The organism is Streptomyces dysideae (assembly GCF_001514305.1).
GTDB classification, from domain to species: domain Bacteria; phylum Actinomycetota; class Actinomycetes; order Streptomycetales; family Streptomycetaceae; genus Streptomyces; species Streptomyces dysideae.
In genome coordinates, this window is the sequence record NZ_KQ949103.1 from 53,682 (window position 1) to 70,662 (window position 16,981).

Consider the following 16,981-nt stretch of genomic DNA (forward strand, 5'->3'; position numbering starts at 1 on the left):
TCTTCTCAGTCGCGGCAGAGCACCGTCTGCAGCATGTTCGTCAGCACGCGATCGGCGTTCGGCATCTCGGCATGGGCGCGCCATGCGACGTAACCGTCCGGGCGTACCAGGACGGCACCGTCCTCGGCCGCGCCGTGCAACGTCGCCCAGTCGGCATCCGGCTCGGGGACGAGATCGTGGTCCTGGCCGTTTCCCACGAGATACGACTCGACCGGAACGCCCAGGTTGTCGGAGGCTTTCTCGGCCGCGTCCCGCCACACCTGGCCTCGGGGCCCGGAGAGGACCACGAAGGAGCGCTCGTACAGATCCAGCGTGGAGATCTTGCTGCCTTCTCTCCTGACCCACATATGAGGTGCACGGCTTCCCGGGTCGCCGCCGAGCTGGAACGTCTCCGGGACGACCGGCTGCTCCGGGGAGGCACCGACAACGGCGTTCGATGCGTACCGGCAGCAGAGCGCGACGGTCATGAGGTCGGCCGGGTCGTCGTTACGTCCCGCTGCGGGACTGAATCCCGGGTGCTCCTCCTCGACCGCCTGCAGGGCCGCCCGCGCACTGGTGGCGACGGCGGCGGGCCGTCGTTCCTGCTCGTAGGTGTCCAGCAAGGGCATGCCGGCCCATCCGCGGAGCACCGCGGCCAACTTCCAGGCCAGATTGTGAGCGTCCTGGATTCCGGTGTTGGAACCGAACGCGCCGGTGGGCGGCATTTCGTGCGCCGAGTCACCGGCCAGAAAGACGCGGCCCTGTCCGTAGCGGTCCGCGACCCGCTTCGAAGCGTGCCAGGGCGCCTTTCCCGTGATCTCCACATCGACATCCTGAACGCCGGCGGCCGCGCGGACGTGCGCTGCACACCGATCGTCGGTGAAATCCTCCAGAGCCTCTCCGCGGTCCGGAAACCAAGGAACATGGATCACCCACTGCTCCTCATTGTCCACTGGCAGCAACGCCCCTTCACCCAGCGGGTCGGTGACGTAGCAGACAACGAACTTCTTTTCTCCGGCGTAGTCCTTGAGCATCTTGCTACGGAATGTGACGCTGACGTTGTGGAAGAGGTCACCAGGCCCTGACTGACTGATTCCCAGGCATTCGCGGACAGGACTTCTGGGGCCGTCGGCGGCCACCAGAAAATCGGCATTCACGGTGTATTCCTCGCCGGTGTCCCGGCGCCTGATCTGGGCCTGGACTCCTTCTCGGCCTTGCGTGAAGGAAGTCATCTCCACACCGAAGCGGATATCTCCGCCCTGCCGGCGGGCATGGCTCAGCAGTACCGGCTCGAGATCGTTCTGACTGCACAGGCACCAGTCCGAAGAGCTGACCCGGGACACGTCCATGCCCGCGGAGATGTCCCGAATAATCCAGCGGCGCTGGTCCCCGGTGAGGGTGTCCACCTGAAGAACGCCGTCGTTCCCGGCGAGCATGGAGGCGGCCTCCCGGATGGACGGCTCCAGTCCGGCTGTCCGGAAGATCTCCATGGTGCGCACGTTGTTCCCACGACCGCGCGGGTGAGTCGAAGTCGCGGCATGCCGCTCCACGAGCATGTGTTCAATTCCAAGGCGCCCCAGGAACACGGAGGTGGAAAGACCCACCAAAGATCCGCCGACGATGAGAACCGGTACAGATTCCACTGCGGGTCCGCTCACTGATTTCCTCCCCATTCGATGGCGCCCAGTCCGGGGGGCGAGGACCGGCCTGTCTGTCAGTGTTTTACCAAGTAGGACTTGCACATCCACAGTTCATACGACGACCCGACCCATATGGCGCAGCAGCGTTTGCCTCACCGCGCCGCGCGGGGAACCGTGCTGATGACCGAAGGAACCCACCGAACCCCGGGACCAGTCATGACGCAAGCGTTCGCATCCGAGGAATTGTCGCCCGATGAGGCCGCGGCGGCGGCCGCATCCTGCAGCCGGGAATTCCGCGCCAATCCCCATCCCGTCTACGCCGCGCTCAGGGAGACAGCACCCGTATGCCCGCTGTCGCCTCCCCATGGGGTCGAGACCTACCTCATCACCCGGCACGACGACGCTCGCGCCGCCTTGGCCGACCCGCGCCTGAGCAAGGACATGTACGGCGCCATCGACGCCTACCACCGCATCTTCGGTGACTCGTCGATCGCCCTGGACGACAACATGCTCTTCTCGGATCCTCCGAAGCACACCAGGCTCCGGAGGATCGTCGGCAACACCTTCACGCCGAAACGAGTGGAATCTCTGCGTCCGCGCGTCCAGAAGGTCACCGAGGACCTGCTGGATCGCTGCGCGACCTCGGAGCCCATGGACCTGCTCCCGGAGTTCTGCTTCCCCCTGCCGCTCAATGTGATCTGCGAACTTCTGGGCGTGCCGGAAAACGAACGCAAGCAGGCCCAGGAATGGTCCGCCACCGTCGCTCGGACCGGTTTCGGTCCGGAGGCGAGAAAAGCGCTGGAACTGGCCGAGGGAAATCTGCGCGAATATCTGGCGGATCTCATCGCACGGAAGCGGCAGGAGCCGGACGGAGGCCTGCTCAGCGCACTCGCCACAGCAAGGGACGAGGAAGGCGCTCTTACGGACCACGAACTGGTCTCAACAGCGTGGGTGCTGCTGTTCGCCGGCCACAAGACGACGGCGTACCAACTCGGCAACGCTTTCTACCATTTGCTCGCTCAGCCGGAGCAGAAGCGATTGGCGTTCCAGGATGCGCGCGCAACCGCCGCGGCCGTCGAGGAGATCTTCCGGTTCGAGACCTCCGTGGAGAACTCGACATTCCGCTTCGCCAAGGAAGACATCGTGATCCGCGACACGCTCATCCCCAAGGGGGCGCTCGTCCAGGTTTCGATCACGGGGGCCAACCGTGACCCTGACGTATTCGCCGATCCGGACCGGATGGACGTCACACGCCCGAACGTCCAGTCAACCCATCTGACATTCGGCGTCGGCCCTCACTTCTGCATCGGCGCGCCGCTGGCACGTCTGGAGATGCAGATCGCCCTCACCTCGCTCTTCGGACGGTATCCGCGCATGGCCCTGGCCGGGGCGCCGGAGGACGCACGCTGGCTGACCGTGCCGTTCCCCGCCTTCCGTGGGCTGGCGGAACTTCCGGTCGTCCTCGACCCGTCGTGACCGTGACCGCACGTGTGCGGGTCATTCGGCTGCTCCGCGTACGAGAGGGAAGAGAAGAGGACTTCCTGAGGTCGTACAACGGCGTGCTCGAACGCGCCGTGCGATCTCCCGGACACCTCGGAGAGCAGCTCTGCCGCTCGATCGACGATCCCACTCGCTGGTTGCTCACCAGCGAGTGGGAAAGCCTTGAATCCATCAAACGGTGGCGCACCGACCCCGATCACACGACGCTGGTCGAGCCGATGAACGCCTGCCTGCATGACGACCGATGGACAGGGGTCTTTCACGTCACGGACGCGGCGACTGCTCCGCCCGCTGGGCCAGATGCCGTTCGACGGTCTCGACCTTCGAGGTGAGACCGTCCTCAACTCCGGGGCGGATGTCCGCCTTGAGGACCACCGAGACCCGCGGCGCGCGCCGCTCCACCGCGGCGACGGCACGCTTGACGACGTCCATGACCTCGTCCCACTCACCTTCGATCGAGGTGAACATGGCGTCGGTACGGTTCGGCAGGCCGGATTCACGCACGACACGGACGGCGTCGGCGACGTACTCCCCCACGTCCTCGCCGACGCCCAGCGGTGTCACGGAGAAGGCGACGATCACGACGTCTTCACCGCGCTCTCCTGGCGGGCGCGGGAGGCGATGACCGCATCCTCGGCCTCACGGCGCAGCTTGCGGTCGGCGAAGAAGCCGCCGGTCGGCAGGACGGAGAGGACGAAGTAGAGGGCCGCCGTCTTCGGGGACCACTTCGTGCGGTTCCAGGCGTCCGCCCAGAAGATCACGTACAGGATGAAGAGAACGCCGTGGATCATGCCCATCACGGGCACCGCGTTGAAGTCCGTGGTCCGCTTCAGCACCGAGCAGACCAGCAGAAGCAGGAAGGAGACGGCCTCGGGGGCCGAGACCAGGCGGAGGCGGCGGAGGGCGGTGGCGGTCTTGAGATCCACGGGTCACCTTCGGTGGGGAGAGACGTCGGCCCGTTTGTGAACGCATGCACAAACGTGCGTCCATTGTGGCAAACGGGCGGGGGAAGGTCTGGGCGGGGGGTGGCGACGACGCCTCCAGCACACCCCGACCTGTGACGACCCGCCCGCAGGCAGGTGGCGTCCGGCCGAGTGGCGCAGCCCCACGCGGACCGCCTGGCTCCGCTCAGGGCCGTGATGGAGGTCGACCACTGGGTGGACACCATCCGCGCGCAGGAAGCCTGCAACCGGCTTCGAGCAGCCACACGCCTCCTCTCCGCAGGTCCGGCCAGGTGTGCTGTCTCGGGAGCGACCGGGCTCCGACCTGACCCTAGGGGTGTCATCAGGGTCGATCTCCACCCCCGGGATCTGTTGGCGACAGCCGACCGCAAGCTACCTTCCCCTCGTGGCGATGTTCCGACTCCAAGGCAGCAAGGTGCTCGCCGTCGACATGACCGGGGACGCCGTGAAGGCGAAGAACGGCTCGATGGTGGCGTACGACGGGCAGATGGACTTCAAGAAGATGAGCGGCGGCGGTGAGGGCATCCGGGGCATGGTGACCCGGCGGCTCACCGGCGAGCAGATGACGGTGATGGAGGTGAAGGGGCACGGGACCTGCTGGTTCGCCGATCGCGCCTCCGAGATCAACCTCGTCAGCCTCCAGGGCGACAAGCTGTACGTGGAGTCGAGCAACCTGCTCGCGACGGACGCGGGGCTGCGCACCGGCACCAGCTTCACGGGCCTGCGCGGCGCCTCGCAGGGCAACGGGCTGTTCACAACCACCGTCGAGGGTCACGGCCAGGCGGCGATCGTGTCGGACGGGCCGGCCGTGGTGCTGCGGGTCAGCTCGCAGTATCCGCTGACCGTCGACCCGGGCGCCTATGTCGCGCACCAGGGCAACCTCCGGCAGTCCCTCCAGTCCGGTGTGACGTTCCGCACGCTGATGGGCGAGGGCGGCGGCGAGGCCTTCCAGATCCGGTTCGAGGGGGACGGGCTGGTGTACGTACAGCCGAGCGAGCGGAACACGATCGCGGGGGACGTGTGACATGGGCTTCCGCGAGATCAACTCCAAGATGGTCGAGGCGACCGTCATGCCGGGCCAGAAGCTGTTCAGCCAGCGCGGCGCGATGCTCGCCTACAAGGGCGAGGTGTCCTTCACGCCCAACACGCGCGGCGGCCAGGGCGGGATCATGTCGATGATCGGCCGCCGGGTGGCGAACGAGGACACCCCGCTGATGACGGTCGAGGGCAGCGGCACCGTGCTGTTCGGGCACGGCGGACACCACGTCCAGGTGATCAACCTCTCCGGCGACACCCTCTGCGTAGAGGCGGACCGCCTGCTCGCCTTCGAGGGCACGCTCCAGCAGGGGACGATGTTCCTCGGCTCGCAGGGCGGCGTCATGGGCATGGTCCGGGGCCAGGTCAGCGGCCAGGGGCTGTTCACGACCACGCTCAAGGGGCAGGGAGCGGTGGCGGTCATGGCCCACGGCGGCGTCTTCGAGATCCCCATCACCCCGCAGCGGCCGGTCCATGTCGACCCACAGGCATACGTCGCCCATCACGGCGACGTCCGCAACAAGCTCTCCACCGCGCTGGGCTGGCGCGACATGGTGGGCCGCGGCTCCGGGGAGGCCTTCCAGCTGGAGCTCAGCGGCAGCGGTGCGGTGTACGTCCAGGCCTCGGAGGAGAAGCTGTGAGCACCCCCTACGGAACCCCGGGCGGCCCGGCGGTCTTCGACCCCGCGACGCTGCCGTCCGACGACAATGTCAACGCGTACACCTTCTGCGTGGAGCTCAAGGGGAGCCAGTGGTTCCTGCAGAAGGGGAAGATGATCGCCTACTACGGCTCGATGGAGTTCAACGGCATCGGGCACGGCCGGCTGGACCGTCTTGTCCGTACGTCCTTTCATTCGCCTCTGCACGCGAGCGACTGGGTCGTGGCGGAGGGCTCGGGCAAGATGCTGCTGGCCGACCGGGCCTTCGACGTGAACTCGTACGACCTCGAAGACGGCAATCTGACCATTCGCTCGGGCAACCTCCTCGCTTTTCAGCCAAGTCTTGCCCTCAAGCAGTCGATCGTGCCGGGTTTTCTGACCCTGATCGGAACCGGAAAGTTCGTGGCCGCATCTAACGGCCCGGTGGTGTTCATGGAACCCCCGATCCGGGTGGACCCGCAGGCGCTCGTCGGCTGGGCCGACTGCCCGTCGCCGTGCCATCACTACGACCATGGCTACATGACCGGCGTAATGGGCGGTCTACGTGCACTGACAGGGCTCGGCGGGGCCTCCGGGGAGGAGCATCAGTTCGAGTTCGTCGGCGCCGGCACGGTCCTGCTCCAGTCGACCGAGGCACTCATGGCCGAGCAGGCCACGGGGGCGGTCCCGCAGCAGGCCGGAGTACCCGGTGGCGGCGGGCCGCACACAGGTCCTTCACAGCAAGGCGGCGCACCGCGTCTTCCCGGACAGCTGGGAGACCTCCAGCGTCGCTTCGGGCTGTGAGCGGTAGTCTGCGGAGTGTGACATCGAACGTGTGCGCACCGTCACGCAAAAACCCTCACTAGTTCGCCTTTCAACCTTTTAGGTAGACTTCATTCATGGAGACCGAGACGGCCACGCGCTGGCTGACCGATGCGGAGCAGTGCGCCTGGCGTACCCACCTGGAGGTCAACAGGCTGTTGACGTACCAGCTCGAGAAGGATCTGCAGCCGTTCGGCCTGACACTGAACGACTACGAGATCCTGGTGAACCTCTCCGAGTCGGAGGGTGTGCGGATGCGGATGAGCGATCTCGCGTCGGCCACCCTCCAGTCCAAGAGCCGCCTCTCCCACCAGATCACCCGGATGGAGAACGCGGACCTGGTCCGGCGTGAGAACTGCGAGTCCGACCGCCGCGGGCTCTACGCCGTCCTCACCGAGCACGGCATGGAGACGATGAAGAAGGTCGCGCCGCATCATGTGACGTCTGTGCGGAGGCACTTCATCGACCTGCTGTCCCCCGAGGCCCTGGTAGAGCTCGACAAGGGTCTCAAGCCGATCGCGGAGCACCTGCGCGGTCAGCGCGGACGTCCGTAAGTCACGGAGTCCCACTGGGTTCTACCGATTTCTACTGAGTTCTACTGAGCGACGGGAGGCGGAGTTCGAACAGGGCTCCGCCTGTCGGCGCCTCGCCGACGGTGAGCGTGCCGCCGTGCCGTACGGCGACGTCGCGGGCGATGGCGAGGCCCAGCCCGGCGCCGCCGTCGTCGCGGCTGCGGGCCTCGTCGAGCCGGACGAACCGCTCGAAGATCCGCTCCCGGTCCGCCTCGGCCACCCCGCCCCCGTCGTCGGCGACCCCGGCCACGGCCCACTCCCCGTCCCGTCGCACGGTCACGGTGACCACCGAGCGGGCGTGCCGCCGTGCCTGACGGTCCGGGTCACGCCCGCGAGAGCGGCCGTCGCCAGGATCCAGCCGGTGATGAGGAGGGCGTTGCCCGGCGCGCAGCTTGCGGCGCAGGGTGCTGACGTAGACCTCGACGATGTTCGGATCACCCTCGCACGCGAAGTCCCAGACGTGCTCCAGGATCTCCGCCTTGGAGACCACCTCGCCGACCCGCACCACGAACTGTTCCAGGACGGCGAACTCCTTGGCGGTGAGGGTGACTTCGCCGTCGCCGAGGAAGACTCGGCGGGCGGCGGTGTCGACCTTCAGAACGCCGAGGACGTGCACGGGCGAGGCCCCGGCGCCCTGTCCGCCACGCCGCAGCAGGGCGTTCACCCGGGCGACCATGACGACGTACGAGAACGGCTTGGTCAGATAGTCGTCGGCGCCGGTGTCCAGGCCCTCGGCCTCGTCGTACTCGCCGTCCTTGGCGGTGAGCATCAGGATCGGCACGTCGTGGCCGACGGCGCGCAGGGCGGAGCAGACGCGATAGCCGTTCATGCCGGGCAGCATGATGTCGAGGATCACGAGGTCGTACGACCGTTCCTAAACACTGAGTGGGAGTGAGGCCTGTTGCCAGGACTGTGGCTCAGTAGCGCTGCCCCGAACGGTGTTGGGCAGGCTGGTGTCCCCCGCTTTCGCTCCACCACCAGTGACACGCATCTGGTGCGTGGTCCGGTCGGTTGGGGGCGGGTTTCCTCACGCCTGCGGGCGTCCGGTCGGGCCTGGACGGTCCGATGCCCCGCACCATCACTCTGGTGGGGCGGGGGCGGTGTCGTCCGTCGCCGGATCGGATGCCCGAGGGCGCGTCGCCCGACCGCGATGCTCGCCGCATCGTGCCGGGACGTCTTACGTCGTGGGGTGGTCAGTGGTTTCTGCCAGTGCTGGGCACCCCACTTGCTGGTGCAGGCCGGGTCGACCGCGACGACGGCGATGTCCTGCTCGGCTGCCATCGACACCAGCCGGGCCTTGAGCTTCGCGGTAGGGAAGCGGGAGAGCAGGCGGCGGAAGCGTTTGTTGCGGCCGTGCTTCTCGCGGCCCTTCTCCGCCGCGAAGTCGAGGTCCTCGATGGCGATCGCGGCGGCGCCGCCGCGGCGGGTGTGGTGCAGCAGCCGGGTCAGCGCGTGCCGGATCTGCGCGTCGCGGTGCTCCGTGCTGCCGGTCAGGTCGTAGAAGAAGCGCTGCGGCTCGCCGACCGGGTTGCCGTGCACGTCGAGTTGCCAAGCGGCGAGGTGGTCGTCGTTCATGTCCACCCCCACCACACCCCGGGCGAGCGCCGTGTCCAGCGGCAGCACCGAGGCGGCGGCGCGCTGCCAGGAAGCGGTCACATACCAGCGGCCCCGGAGTACGTCGTGGTGGATGCGGTAGGCCACCGCCCGGTTCGCCGTGATCCGGTCTCGCCACTCCTGACCTCGATGCCGGAAGCGTACGGTCGCGTCGAGCAGATACCGGCCGTGCGGCGCGTTGGCCAGGTGGACCAGCGGAGCCGGGAGCTTGATGGAAAGCTGTCCGATGTCGGTGACGCGGATGGTCTCGTTGCCCAACCGTTTGCCGGACTCCCCGTCGGCGGCCAGGAGCATCCGTGCCGCCTGCCACCGCCGGCGCCACGCCGCTTCGTCCAGCCCGGCCGCCTCCAGGTGGTGGCGGGCGTGGGCGAGTCGTTTGCCGCCGCGCACCACCCGCACCCGGCCCGCCGCCCAGTCCGCCTCCACCGAAACGAGGCGGTTCTTCAAGGTCTGGAGGCGGCGCGATTTGGCATGCCACTCGCCGCGCGAGCCATACCCGCGCACCAAGCCTTCCCGTCTGTTGGCCTTGGCGCCCAGCGGCCGGGCCAGCCGCGCCTCGATCGACGCGATCTGTCCCCGCAGCCAGCCCCGGTGTGCCGCCTGGCCGCGCCGGGCCAGTGCCCACTGATCGTGCGTGGCCTTGGTGATACTGCCCGCCCACCGCGCCGACGACTTGCCCGTCAGCGCCCGCTTGCGCACCGCCCACCCGGCCGCGTCATGGCCCAGGCCCTGCCGGGACCGCTCCGCAAGATCCCCGGCAGCCAGCGAGCCCAGGAACCTCCCGACCTCAGCCAGCACGGCCGCGTCCGCCGCCGACACCCGCAGCCGGTCCCGAACCGCCACCCCCGCCGGACCAGGCACGACGAACGACCCCGCCAACTCCCGCAGCCCGCCCATCTGTTCACCCCCGCCCGTCCCGAAGACCCCGTCACCGCAGTCAACGAGCATCATCCGAAAAGGTCACCCGTTCGTCCCAAGAACTCCAGTTCACTTCGGGAAGCCGGGGCCCGGAACGCACCGCATGGCAGAAGAGAACACCCCTGGAGCACCGCGAACGGCCGGACCGACATCCAGCCCTGCCACTCACTCAAACTCACCAAAAGTCACTACCGTTCACTACATCGGCAGCAGTTCCCAACCCCGCCGGGGCGGCAGGCAGCGGTGGAGGAGTTGAGCTGCCGGCCGTCGTGCTGCGCGTGGGCGTTGAGTGGGCGTGGCTGGCGTGCGGGTGGGGGGGCTGATCGGGCTCACTCCCGCTCAGTCCTGAGGAACGGTTCACCCCTCGGTGAGCCCCGCCACCAACTCATCCGCCGCCCGGTACGGATCCAGCTCCCCGGCGACGATCTTCTCTGCCAGTGCCCCCAGGCGCCGGTCCCCGTGCAGGTCGCCGATGCGTTCCCGCAGGGCCGTGACCGCGATGGTCTCCACCTCGACGGCGGCCCGGGTCAGTCGGCGTTCCGTCAGGACGCCGCGTTCCTCCATCCATGCCCGGTGCTTCTCCAGGGCCTCGACGACCTCGTCGATGCCCTCCGCGCGGGCGGCGACCGTCTTGACGATGGGTGGGCGCCAGTCGCCGGGGGCGCGGGACTCGCCGAGGCCCAGCATGTGGTTGAGTTCGCGGGCCGTGGCGTCGGCGCCGTCGCGGTCGGCCTTGTTGACGACGTACACGTCGCCGATCTCGAGGATGCCCGCCTTGGCCGCCTGGATGCCGTCGCCCATGCCGGGGGCCAGGAGGACGACGGAGGTGTCCGCCTGCGAGGCGATCTCCACCTCCGACTGGCCCACGCCCACCGTCTCGACCAGGATCACGTCACAGCCCGCCGCGTCCAGGACGCGGATCGCCTGCGGGGCAGCCCAGGCCAGTCCCCCGAGATGACCGCGCGTGGCCATCGAGCGGATGTAGACGCCGGGGTCGGAGGCGTGCTCCGACATCCGCACCCGGTCGCCGAGCAGGGCGCCGCCCGAGAACGGCGAGGACGGGTCGACGGCCAGGACGCCGACCCGCTTGTCCTGCTTGCGGTACGCCGTCACCAGCGCCGACGTCGATGTCGACTTGCCGACACCCGGTGACCCCGTCAGACCCACCACATACGCCCCGCCCGTCAGCGGCGCGAGCGTCGCCATGACCTCCCGGAGCTGTGGGGACGCCCCCTCCACCAGGGAGATCAGCCGGGCCACGGCGCGCGGCCGGCCTTCTCTGGCCTGGGCCACCAGTGTGGAGACGTCCTGCATCACAGCTCCGTTCCGAGGAGAGACGTACGACGAAGTACGGGGTCTCAGGCCTTGGGTACCCGCACGATCAGCGCGTCACCCTGCCCACCGCCACCGCACAGCGCCGCCGCGCCCACGCCGCCGCCCCGCCGCTTCAGCTCAAGCGCCAGGTGGAGGACAAGCCGCGCTCCCGACATACCGATCGGGTGGCCCAGGGCGATGGCTCCGCCGTTGACGTTCACCTTTTCCGATGACACCCCGAGGTCCTTCATTGACTGCACCGCCACCGCGGCGAAGGCCTCGTTGATCTCGATCAGGTCCAGGTCGGAGACCTCCAGGCCCTCCTTCTTCAGGGCGTGCAGGATGGCGTTCGACGGCTGGGACTGGAGGCTGTTGTCCGGGCCGGCCACGTTGCCGTGCGCGCCGATCTCCGCGATCCACTCCAGGCCGAGCTCCTGCGCCTTGGCCTTGCTCATCACGACCACGGCCGCCGCGCCGTCCGAGATCTGCGACGAGGTGCCCGCGGTGATCGTGCCGTCCCCGGTGAACGCCGGGCGCAGCCGGCCCAGCGACTCGGCCGTGGTCTCGGCGCGGATGCCCTCGTCCTTGCTGAAGACGACGGGCTCGCCCTTGCGCTGCGGGATCTCGACCGGGGTGATCTCGGCCTCGAAGGTGCCGTTCTTCTGCGCGGCGGCGGCCCGCTGGTGGGAGAGCGCGGCGATCTCGTCCTGCTCGGGGCGCTTGATGCCGAGGCGCGTGTTGTGCTTCTCCGTCGACTCGCCCATGGCGATGTTCTCGAAGGAGTCGGTCAGACCGTCGTAGGCCATGGCGTCGATCATCTCGATCGCGCCGTACTTGAAGCCCTCACGGGACTTGGGCAGCAGGTGGGGCGCGTTGGTCATGGACTCCTGACCACCGGCGACGATCACGTCGAACTCGCCCGCGCGGATCAGCTGGTCGGCGAGCGCGATGGCGTCGAGGCCGGACAGGCACACCTTGTTGATGGTGAGCGCCGGGACGCTCATCGGGATGCCGGCCTTGACCGCGGCCTGCCGCGCCGGGATCTGTCCCGCCCCGGCCTGCAGCACCTGGCCCATGATCACGTACTGCACCTGGTCGCCACCGATCCCCGCACGGTCGAGGGCGGCCTTGATCGCGAAGCCGCCGAGGTCGGCTCCGGAGAAGGACTTCAGCGAGCCGAGCAACCGCCCCATGGGCGTCCGCGCGCCCGCGACGATCACTGAACTGTTCGTTCCGGAAGTTCCAGAAGACATGAGGTGCGATCCCCTTCCAGCCTGCACAGCCGAGGAGTGAACGAGGGTTTACTTCGAATGTACTGAGTGGCACTCCGTGCCGTCATCGGGCCGTCGGTGTGATCGCGCGCACGTTGCGTAACCACCTCCGGAGCGGTGCACTGAGTTCCATGCTGACGCGAATCGACCACATCGGGATCGCCTGCTTCGACCTCGACAGGACTGTCGAGTTCTACCGGGCCACCTACGGCTTCGAGGTGTTCCACTCCGAGGTCAACGAGGAGCAAGGCGTACGCGAGGCCATGCTCAAGATCAACGATACGTCCGACGGCGGCGCTTCCTACCTGCAGCTTCTCGAACCGACCCGGGACGACTCGACGGTCGCGAAGTGGCTCGCGAAGAACGGCGAGGGCGTGCACCACATCGCTTTCGGTACGGCGGATGTCGACACCGAGGCCGCGGACATCCGCGACAAGGGTGTGCGCGTTCTGTACGAAGAGCCCCGACGCGGCTCCATGGGGTCACGGATCACCTTCCTGCACCCGAAGGACTGCCACGGCGTACTGACAGAACTGGTCACTTCAGCGCCTGTTGAGTCACCTGAGCACTGACCCTCGTACATATGGGCCGGTAGGGTTGGGAGCGGTCGCCGCTCACTCCAGGGCGACCGCGTTCCGGGGTCCGGTTTTGGGGGACGAGCGTCTGGGCGGAAGCCCTTGCTCCGCCGTTGATCTGACACCATTCCCCGGGGGCCCCGTTCGGCGGATGGACGGAGCTCGTATGGAGAGACTTGCGACCAGGGGACGGATGGGACCGCGCAGTGCGGGGCTACGAACGCCAGGAGCGAGAGCCGGCGGCTGACGTCGACCACCTCTCTCGGTTCGAGGCCGAGATGGAACGGCTGAAGACCGAGCGGGAAAAGGCGATTCAGCATGCCGAGGATCTCGGCTACCAGGTCGAGGTGCTGCGCGCCAAGCTGCACGAGGCGCGGCGCACCATCATGTCCCGGCCCTCGTTCGACGGCGGCGACATCGGCTATCAGGCCGAGCAGTTGCTGCGGAACGCCCAGGTCCAGGCCGACCAGCTGCGCCAGGACGCCGAGCGTGAGCTGAGCCAGGCGCGGGCCCAGACCCAGCGCATCCTCCAGGAGCACGCCGAGCAGGCGGCCCGGCTCCAGGCGGAGCTGCACCAGGAGGCGGTCACCCGCCGCCAGCAGCTCGACCAGGAGCTCGCGGAGCGCCGCCAGACGGTCGAGTCGCACGTCAACGAGAACGTGGCGTGGGCGGAGCAGCTGCGCGCCCGCACCGAGCAGCAGGCGCGCCGCCTGCTGGAGGAGTCGCGGGCCGAGACCGAGCAGGCCATGGCGGCCGCACGGGCCGAGGCCGAGCGGCTGACCTCGGAGGCCAGGCAGCGACTGCAGAGCGAGGCCGAGGCGGCCCGTGCGGAGGCCGAGCAGCTGCTGCGCCGGGCCCGTACCGACGCCGAGCGGCTGCTGAACGCCGCGTCGACGCAGGCCCAGGAGGCCACCGACCACGCCGAGCAGCTGCGCAGCTCCACCGCGAACGAGTCGGACGCCGCCCGCCGGCAGGCGACCGAGCTCAGCCGGGCCGCCGAGCAGCGCATGGCGGAGGCCGAGACCGCGCTGCGCGAGGCCCGCACCGAGGCCGAGAAACTGGTCACCGAGGCCAAGTCGGCCGCCGAGAAGGCGCTCTCCAGTGCCGAGTCGGCCAACGAACAGCGCACGCGTACGGCGAAGGAGCAGGTCGCCCGGCTGGTCAGCGAGGCCACCAAGGAGGCCGAGTCCACCAAGTCGGACGCCGAGCAGATCGTCGCGGACGCCCGCGCGGAGGCCGAGAAGGTTCTCGCCGAGGCCGCCGAGAAGGCCCGGACGCTCACCGCCGAGGAGAGCGCGACCCAGCTGTCCAAGGCGGCCAAGACAGCCGAGGACGTCCTCAACAAGGCGCAGGAGGACGCGAAGAACACCACCAAGGCCGCCGCCGAGGAGGCCGAGCGGATCCGCACCGAGGCGGAGACCGAGGCGGACCGGCTGCGCGCCGAGGCGCACGACATCGCCGAGCAGCTCAAGGGCGCGGCGAAGGACGACACCAAGGAGTACCGCGCCAAGACGGTCGAGCTGCAGGAGGAGGCCCGTCGGCTGCGCGGCGAGGCCGAGCAGCTGCGCGCCGACGCGGTCGGCGAGGGCGAGAAGATCCGCGCGGAGGCCCGCAAGGAGGCCGTCCAGCAGATCGAGGAGGCGGCCAAAACCGCCGAGGAACTGCTGGCGAAGGCCAGGCAGGACGCGGACGAGCTGCGCCAGAAGGCCACCACGGACAGCGAGAAGGTCCGTACGGAGGCCATCGAGCGGGCGACGACACTGCGCCGGCAAGCCGAGGAGACCCTCCAGCGCACCCGCCAGGAGGCCGAGCGGCACCGCGAGGAGGTCGTCGAGCAGACCGAGGGCATCAAGGCCGACGCCGAGCGGGCCGCGCGCGAGCTGCACGAGGAGACCGAGCGGGCCATAGAGGCCCGCCGTGCGGAGGCCGCCGAGGAACTGACGCGGCTGCACACCGAGGCCGAGCAGCGGCTCGCCGCCGCCGAGCAGGCGCTGACGGACGCCCGCGAGGAGGCCGCGCGGATCCGCCGCGAGGCCGGCGAGGAGACGGAGCGGCTGCGCGCCGAGTCCGCCGAGCGGATCCGTACGCTCCAGCAGCAGGCCGAGGCGGAGGCCGAGCGGCTGCGCAACGAGGCCGCGTCCGACGCGTCCGCGTCGCGTGCCGAGGGCGAGGCCATCGCCGTACGGCTGCGGTCGGAGGCCGCGTCCGAGGCGGAGCGGCTGAAGTCGGAGGCGCAGGAGAGCGCGGACCGGGTCCGTGCGGAGGCGCAGGCCGCCGCCGAGCGGCTCGCCACCGAGGCGTCGGAGACGCTGGCCGCCGCCCAGGAGGAGGCCGTCCGGCGCCGCCGCGAGGCCGAGGAGACCCTCGGCTCGGCGCGCCAGGAGGCCGACCAGGAGCGGGAGCGGGCCCGCGAGCAGAGCGAGGAGCTGCTGGCCTCGGCGCGCAAGCGCGTGGAGGAGGCACAGGCCGAGGCGCTGCGGCTGGTCGAGGAGGCCGACCGGCGCGCCACCGAGATGGTGTCGGCGGCCGAGCAGCACGCCCAGCAGGTACGGGACTCCGTGGCCGGGCTGCACGAGCAGGCCCAGGAGGAGATCACCGGGCTGCGCTCCGCCGCCGAGCACGCGGCGGACCGTACGCGCCGGGAGGCCGAGGAGGAGTCGGACCGCGTTCGCGCCGACGCCTACGCCGAGCGGGAGCGGGCCGCCGAGGACGCCAACCGGGTCCGGCGGGAGGCGACCGCGGAGACGGACGCCGCCAAGGCGCTCGCCGAGCGCACGGTGTCGGAGGCGATCGCGGAGGCGGAGCGCCTCCGGTCGGACGCGTCCGAGCATGCCCAGCGGGTGCGCACGGAGGTGTCGGACGCCCTGGCGGAGGCCGACCAGACGGCGGCGCGTACCCGGGCCGACGCCCGCGAGGACGCCAACCGCATCCGGTCGGACGCGGCGACGCAGGCCGACACCCTGATCACCGAGGCGCGCAACGAGGCCGAGCGGCTCACCACCGAGACGATCACGGACACCGACCGGCTGCGTACGGAGACGGTCGCGGAGGCCGAACGCGTACGGGCCGAGGCGATCGCCAAGGCCGAGAAGCTCATCGGGGACGCCTCCGGCGACGCGGAGCGGCTGCGTGCCGAGGCCGCCGAGACGGTCGGGTCGGCCCAGCAGCACGCCGAGCGGATCCGGAACGAGTCGGAGCGGGTCAAGGCGGACGCCGAGGCGGAGGCGGAGCGCATGGTGTCCGCCGCGCGCGACGAGGCCGAGCGCACCCTCGACGGGGCCCGCAAGGACGCCAACAAGCGGCGTTCCGATGTGGCCGAGCAGGTCGACAAGCTCATCACGGAGACCACGGCCGAGGCGGACAAGCTGCTCACCGAGGCGCAGCAGCAGGCGCACAAGACGACCGCGGACGCCGAGGCGCAGGCCGACTCCATGGTGGGCGCGGCCCGCAAGGAGGCCGACCGGCTGGTCTCCGAGGCGACGGTCGAGGGCAACTCCCGGGTGGAGAAGGCCCGTACGGACGCGGACGAGCTGCTCGTCGGCGCACGCCGGGACGCGACCGCCATAAGGGAGCGCGCGGAGGAGCTGCGCGACCGCATCACCAACGAGATCGAGGACCTGCACGAGCGGGCCCGCCGTGAGTCCGCCGAGACGATGAAGTCGGCGGGCGACCGCTGCGACGCGCTCATCAAGGCTGCAGAGGAGCAGCTCCAGAAGGCGCAGGCGAAGGCCAGGGAGCTGGTCTCGGAGGCCAATTCGGAGGCCGGCAAGGTCCGTATCGCCGCCGTCAAGAAGGCCGAGGGGCTCCTCAAGGAGGCCGAGCAGAAGAAGAACTCGCTCGTCCGGGAGGCCGAGGAGCTCAAGGTTGAGGCGATCCGCGAGGCGAGGCGCACGGTCGAGGAAGGCAAACGCGAACTGGAGACCCTGGTCCGGCGCCGCGAGGACATCAATGCCGAGATCTCCCGTGTCCAGGACGTCCTGGAGGCGTTGGAGTCTTTTGAGGCCCCGTCGGCGGGCAAGGACGGCGGGGTCAAGGCCGGCGCCGCGGTCGGAGCTCCTCGTTCGGGTGGCAAGGCGTCGGACGGGTAGTCGATGGACAGCTGGTCGGCAGTTCGAAATTCCGGTGCCGTTTTTGGGGCCTTT

15 protein-coding genes and 1 pseudogene are annotated in these 16,981 nt (G+C 69.4%); 8 read left to right on the plus strand and 8 right to left on the minus strand.

The genetic code is table 11. The features are described 5' to 3' along the window. Window positions 1–5: 5 nt before the first annotated feature. Complete coding sequence (locus AQJ91_RS34570; RefSeq protein WP_067029514.1) at window positions 6–1,652, minus strand: FAD-dependent oxidoreductase; 1,647 nt, start codon at window positions 1,650–1,652, stop codon at window positions 6–8. A 183-nt stretch (window positions 1,653–1,835) separates the two neighbouring features. Between AQJ91_RS34570 and AQJ91_RS34575 the strand changes: the two genes are divergently transcribed. Next, window positions 1,836–3,095, plus strand: a complete 1,260-nt coding sequence (locus AQJ91_RS34575) for a cytochrome P450 family protein (RefSeq protein ID WP_067029516.1) — start codon at window positions 1,836–1,838, stop codon at window positions 3,093–3,095. Window positions 3,096–3,109: 14 nt separating this feature from the next. Then, complete coding sequence (locus tag AQJ91_RS50585) at window positions 3,110–3,451, plus strand: antibiotic biosynthesis monooxygenase family protein (RefSeq protein ID WP_234383219.1); 342 nt, start codon at window positions 3,110–3,112, stop codon at window positions 3,449–3,451. Here AQJ91_RS50585 and AQJ91_RS34580 read toward each other — a convergent pair. Continuing rightward, on the minus strand, window positions 3,384–3,701 hold the full coding sequence (locus tag AQJ91_RS34580) for an MTH1187 family thiamine-binding protein (protein ID WP_067029518.1): 318 nt from the start codon (window positions 3,699–3,701) through the stop codon (window positions 3,384–3,386). The genes AQJ91_RS50585 and AQJ91_RS34580 overlap by 68 nt on opposite strands. Further along, entirely contained in the window at window positions 3,698–4,045 is a 348-nt protein-coding gene (locus AQJ91_RS34585; RefSeq protein ID WP_067029520.1) for a DUF3817 domain-containing protein, read from the minus strand. Before AQJ91_RS34585 ends, AQJ91_RS34580 begins: the two co-directional genes overlap by 4 nt. Before the next feature lie 427 nt (window positions 4,046–4,472). Between AQJ91_RS34585 and AQJ91_RS34590 the strand changes: the two genes are divergently transcribed. The 4 genes from AQJ91_RS34590 (at window position 4,473) to AQJ91_RS34605 (ending at window position 7,129) form a co-directional block, all read left to right on the plus strand. Further along, window positions 4,473–5,105, plus strand: coding sequence for an AIM24 family protein (locus AQJ91_RS34590; RefSeq protein WP_067029522.1), 633 nt, complete (start codon window positions 4,473–4,475; stop codon window positions 5,103–5,105). A gap of 1 nt (window position 5,106) precedes the next feature. Next, window positions 5,107–5,757 carry an AIM24 family protein gene (locus AQJ91_RS34595; protein ID WP_067029524.1) on the plus strand — a complete coding sequence of 217 codons (651 nt, stop codon included), beginning with the start codon at window positions 5,107–5,109 and terminating at the stop codon, window positions 5,755–5,757. After that, window positions 5,754–6,557 (plus strand): AIM24 family protein, encoded by an 804-nt coding sequence (locus tag AQJ91_RS34600; protein WP_067029526.1) that lies wholly within the window; start codon window positions 5,754–5,756, stop codon window positions 6,555–6,557. Before AQJ91_RS34595 ends, AQJ91_RS34600 begins: the two co-directional genes overlap by 4 nt. 95 nt (window positions 6,558–6,652) lie before the next feature. Beyond that, window positions 6,653–7,129 carry a MarR family winged helix-turn-helix transcriptional regulator gene (locus AQJ91_RS34605; RefSeq protein ID WP_067029528.1) on the plus strand — a complete coding sequence of 159 codons (477 nt, stop codon included), beginning with the start codon at window positions 6,653–6,655 and terminating at the stop codon, window positions 7,127–7,129. A 31-nt stretch (window positions 7,130–7,160) separates the two neighbouring features. Here the strand turns inward: AQJ91_RS34605 and AQJ91_RS56340 are convergent, their stop codons facing one another. From AQJ91_RS56340 to AQJ91_RS34625, 5 genes and pseudogenes are all read right to left on the minus strand, one after another. Next, a complete protein-coding gene (locus AQJ91_RS56340; RefSeq protein ID WP_324618042.1) occupies window positions 7,161–7,550 on the minus strand; it encodes an ATP-binding protein in 390 nt (129 codons plus the stop codon). Continuing rightward, window positions 7,527–8,021 (minus strand): annotated as a pseudogene (locus AQJ91_RS52665) (response regulator transcription factor); the annotation flags it as partial. The gene AQJ91_RS56340 and the pseudogene AQJ91_RS52665, both read right to left, overlap by 24 nt. Continuing rightward, complete coding sequence (locus AQJ91_RS34615; protein WP_407696967.1) at window positions 8,000–9,712, minus strand: IS200/IS605 family accessory protein TnpB-related protein; 1,713 nt, start codon at window positions 9,710–9,712, stop codon at window positions 8,000–8,002. The pseudogene AQJ91_RS52665 and the gene AQJ91_RS34615, both read right to left, overlap by 22 nt. Window positions 9,713–10,036: 324 nt before the next feature. Beyond that, on the minus strand, window positions 10,037–10,993 hold the full coding sequence (meaB, locus tag AQJ91_RS34620) for a methylmalonyl Co-A mutase-associated GTPase MeaB (protein WP_067029531.1): 957 nt from the start codon (window positions 10,991–10,993) through the stop codon (window positions 10,037–10,039). Window positions 10,994–11,037: 44 nt separating this feature from the next. After that, on the minus strand, window positions 11,038–12,246 hold the full coding sequence (locus AQJ91_RS34625) for an acetyl-CoA C-acetyltransferase (protein ID WP_067029533.1): 1,209 nt from the start codon (window positions 12,244–12,246) through the stop codon (window positions 11,038–11,040). A gap of 149 nt (window positions 12,247–12,395) precedes the next feature. On the opposite strand from AQJ91_RS34625, the gene mce reads away from it, so the two are divergent. Then, window positions 12,396–12,836, plus strand: a complete 441-nt coding sequence (gene mce, locus AQJ91_RS34630; protein WP_067029535.1) for a methylmalonyl-CoA epimerase — start codon at window positions 12,396–12,398, stop codon at window positions 12,834–12,836. 209 nt (window positions 12,837–13,045) lie between these two features. Next, window positions 13,046–16,927, plus strand: coding sequence for a polarized growth protein Scy (scy, locus tag AQJ91_RS34635; RefSeq protein ID WP_067029537.1), 3,882 nt, complete (start codon window positions 13,046–13,048; stop codon window positions 16,925–16,927). Window positions 16,928–16,981: the final 54 nt, after the last annotated feature.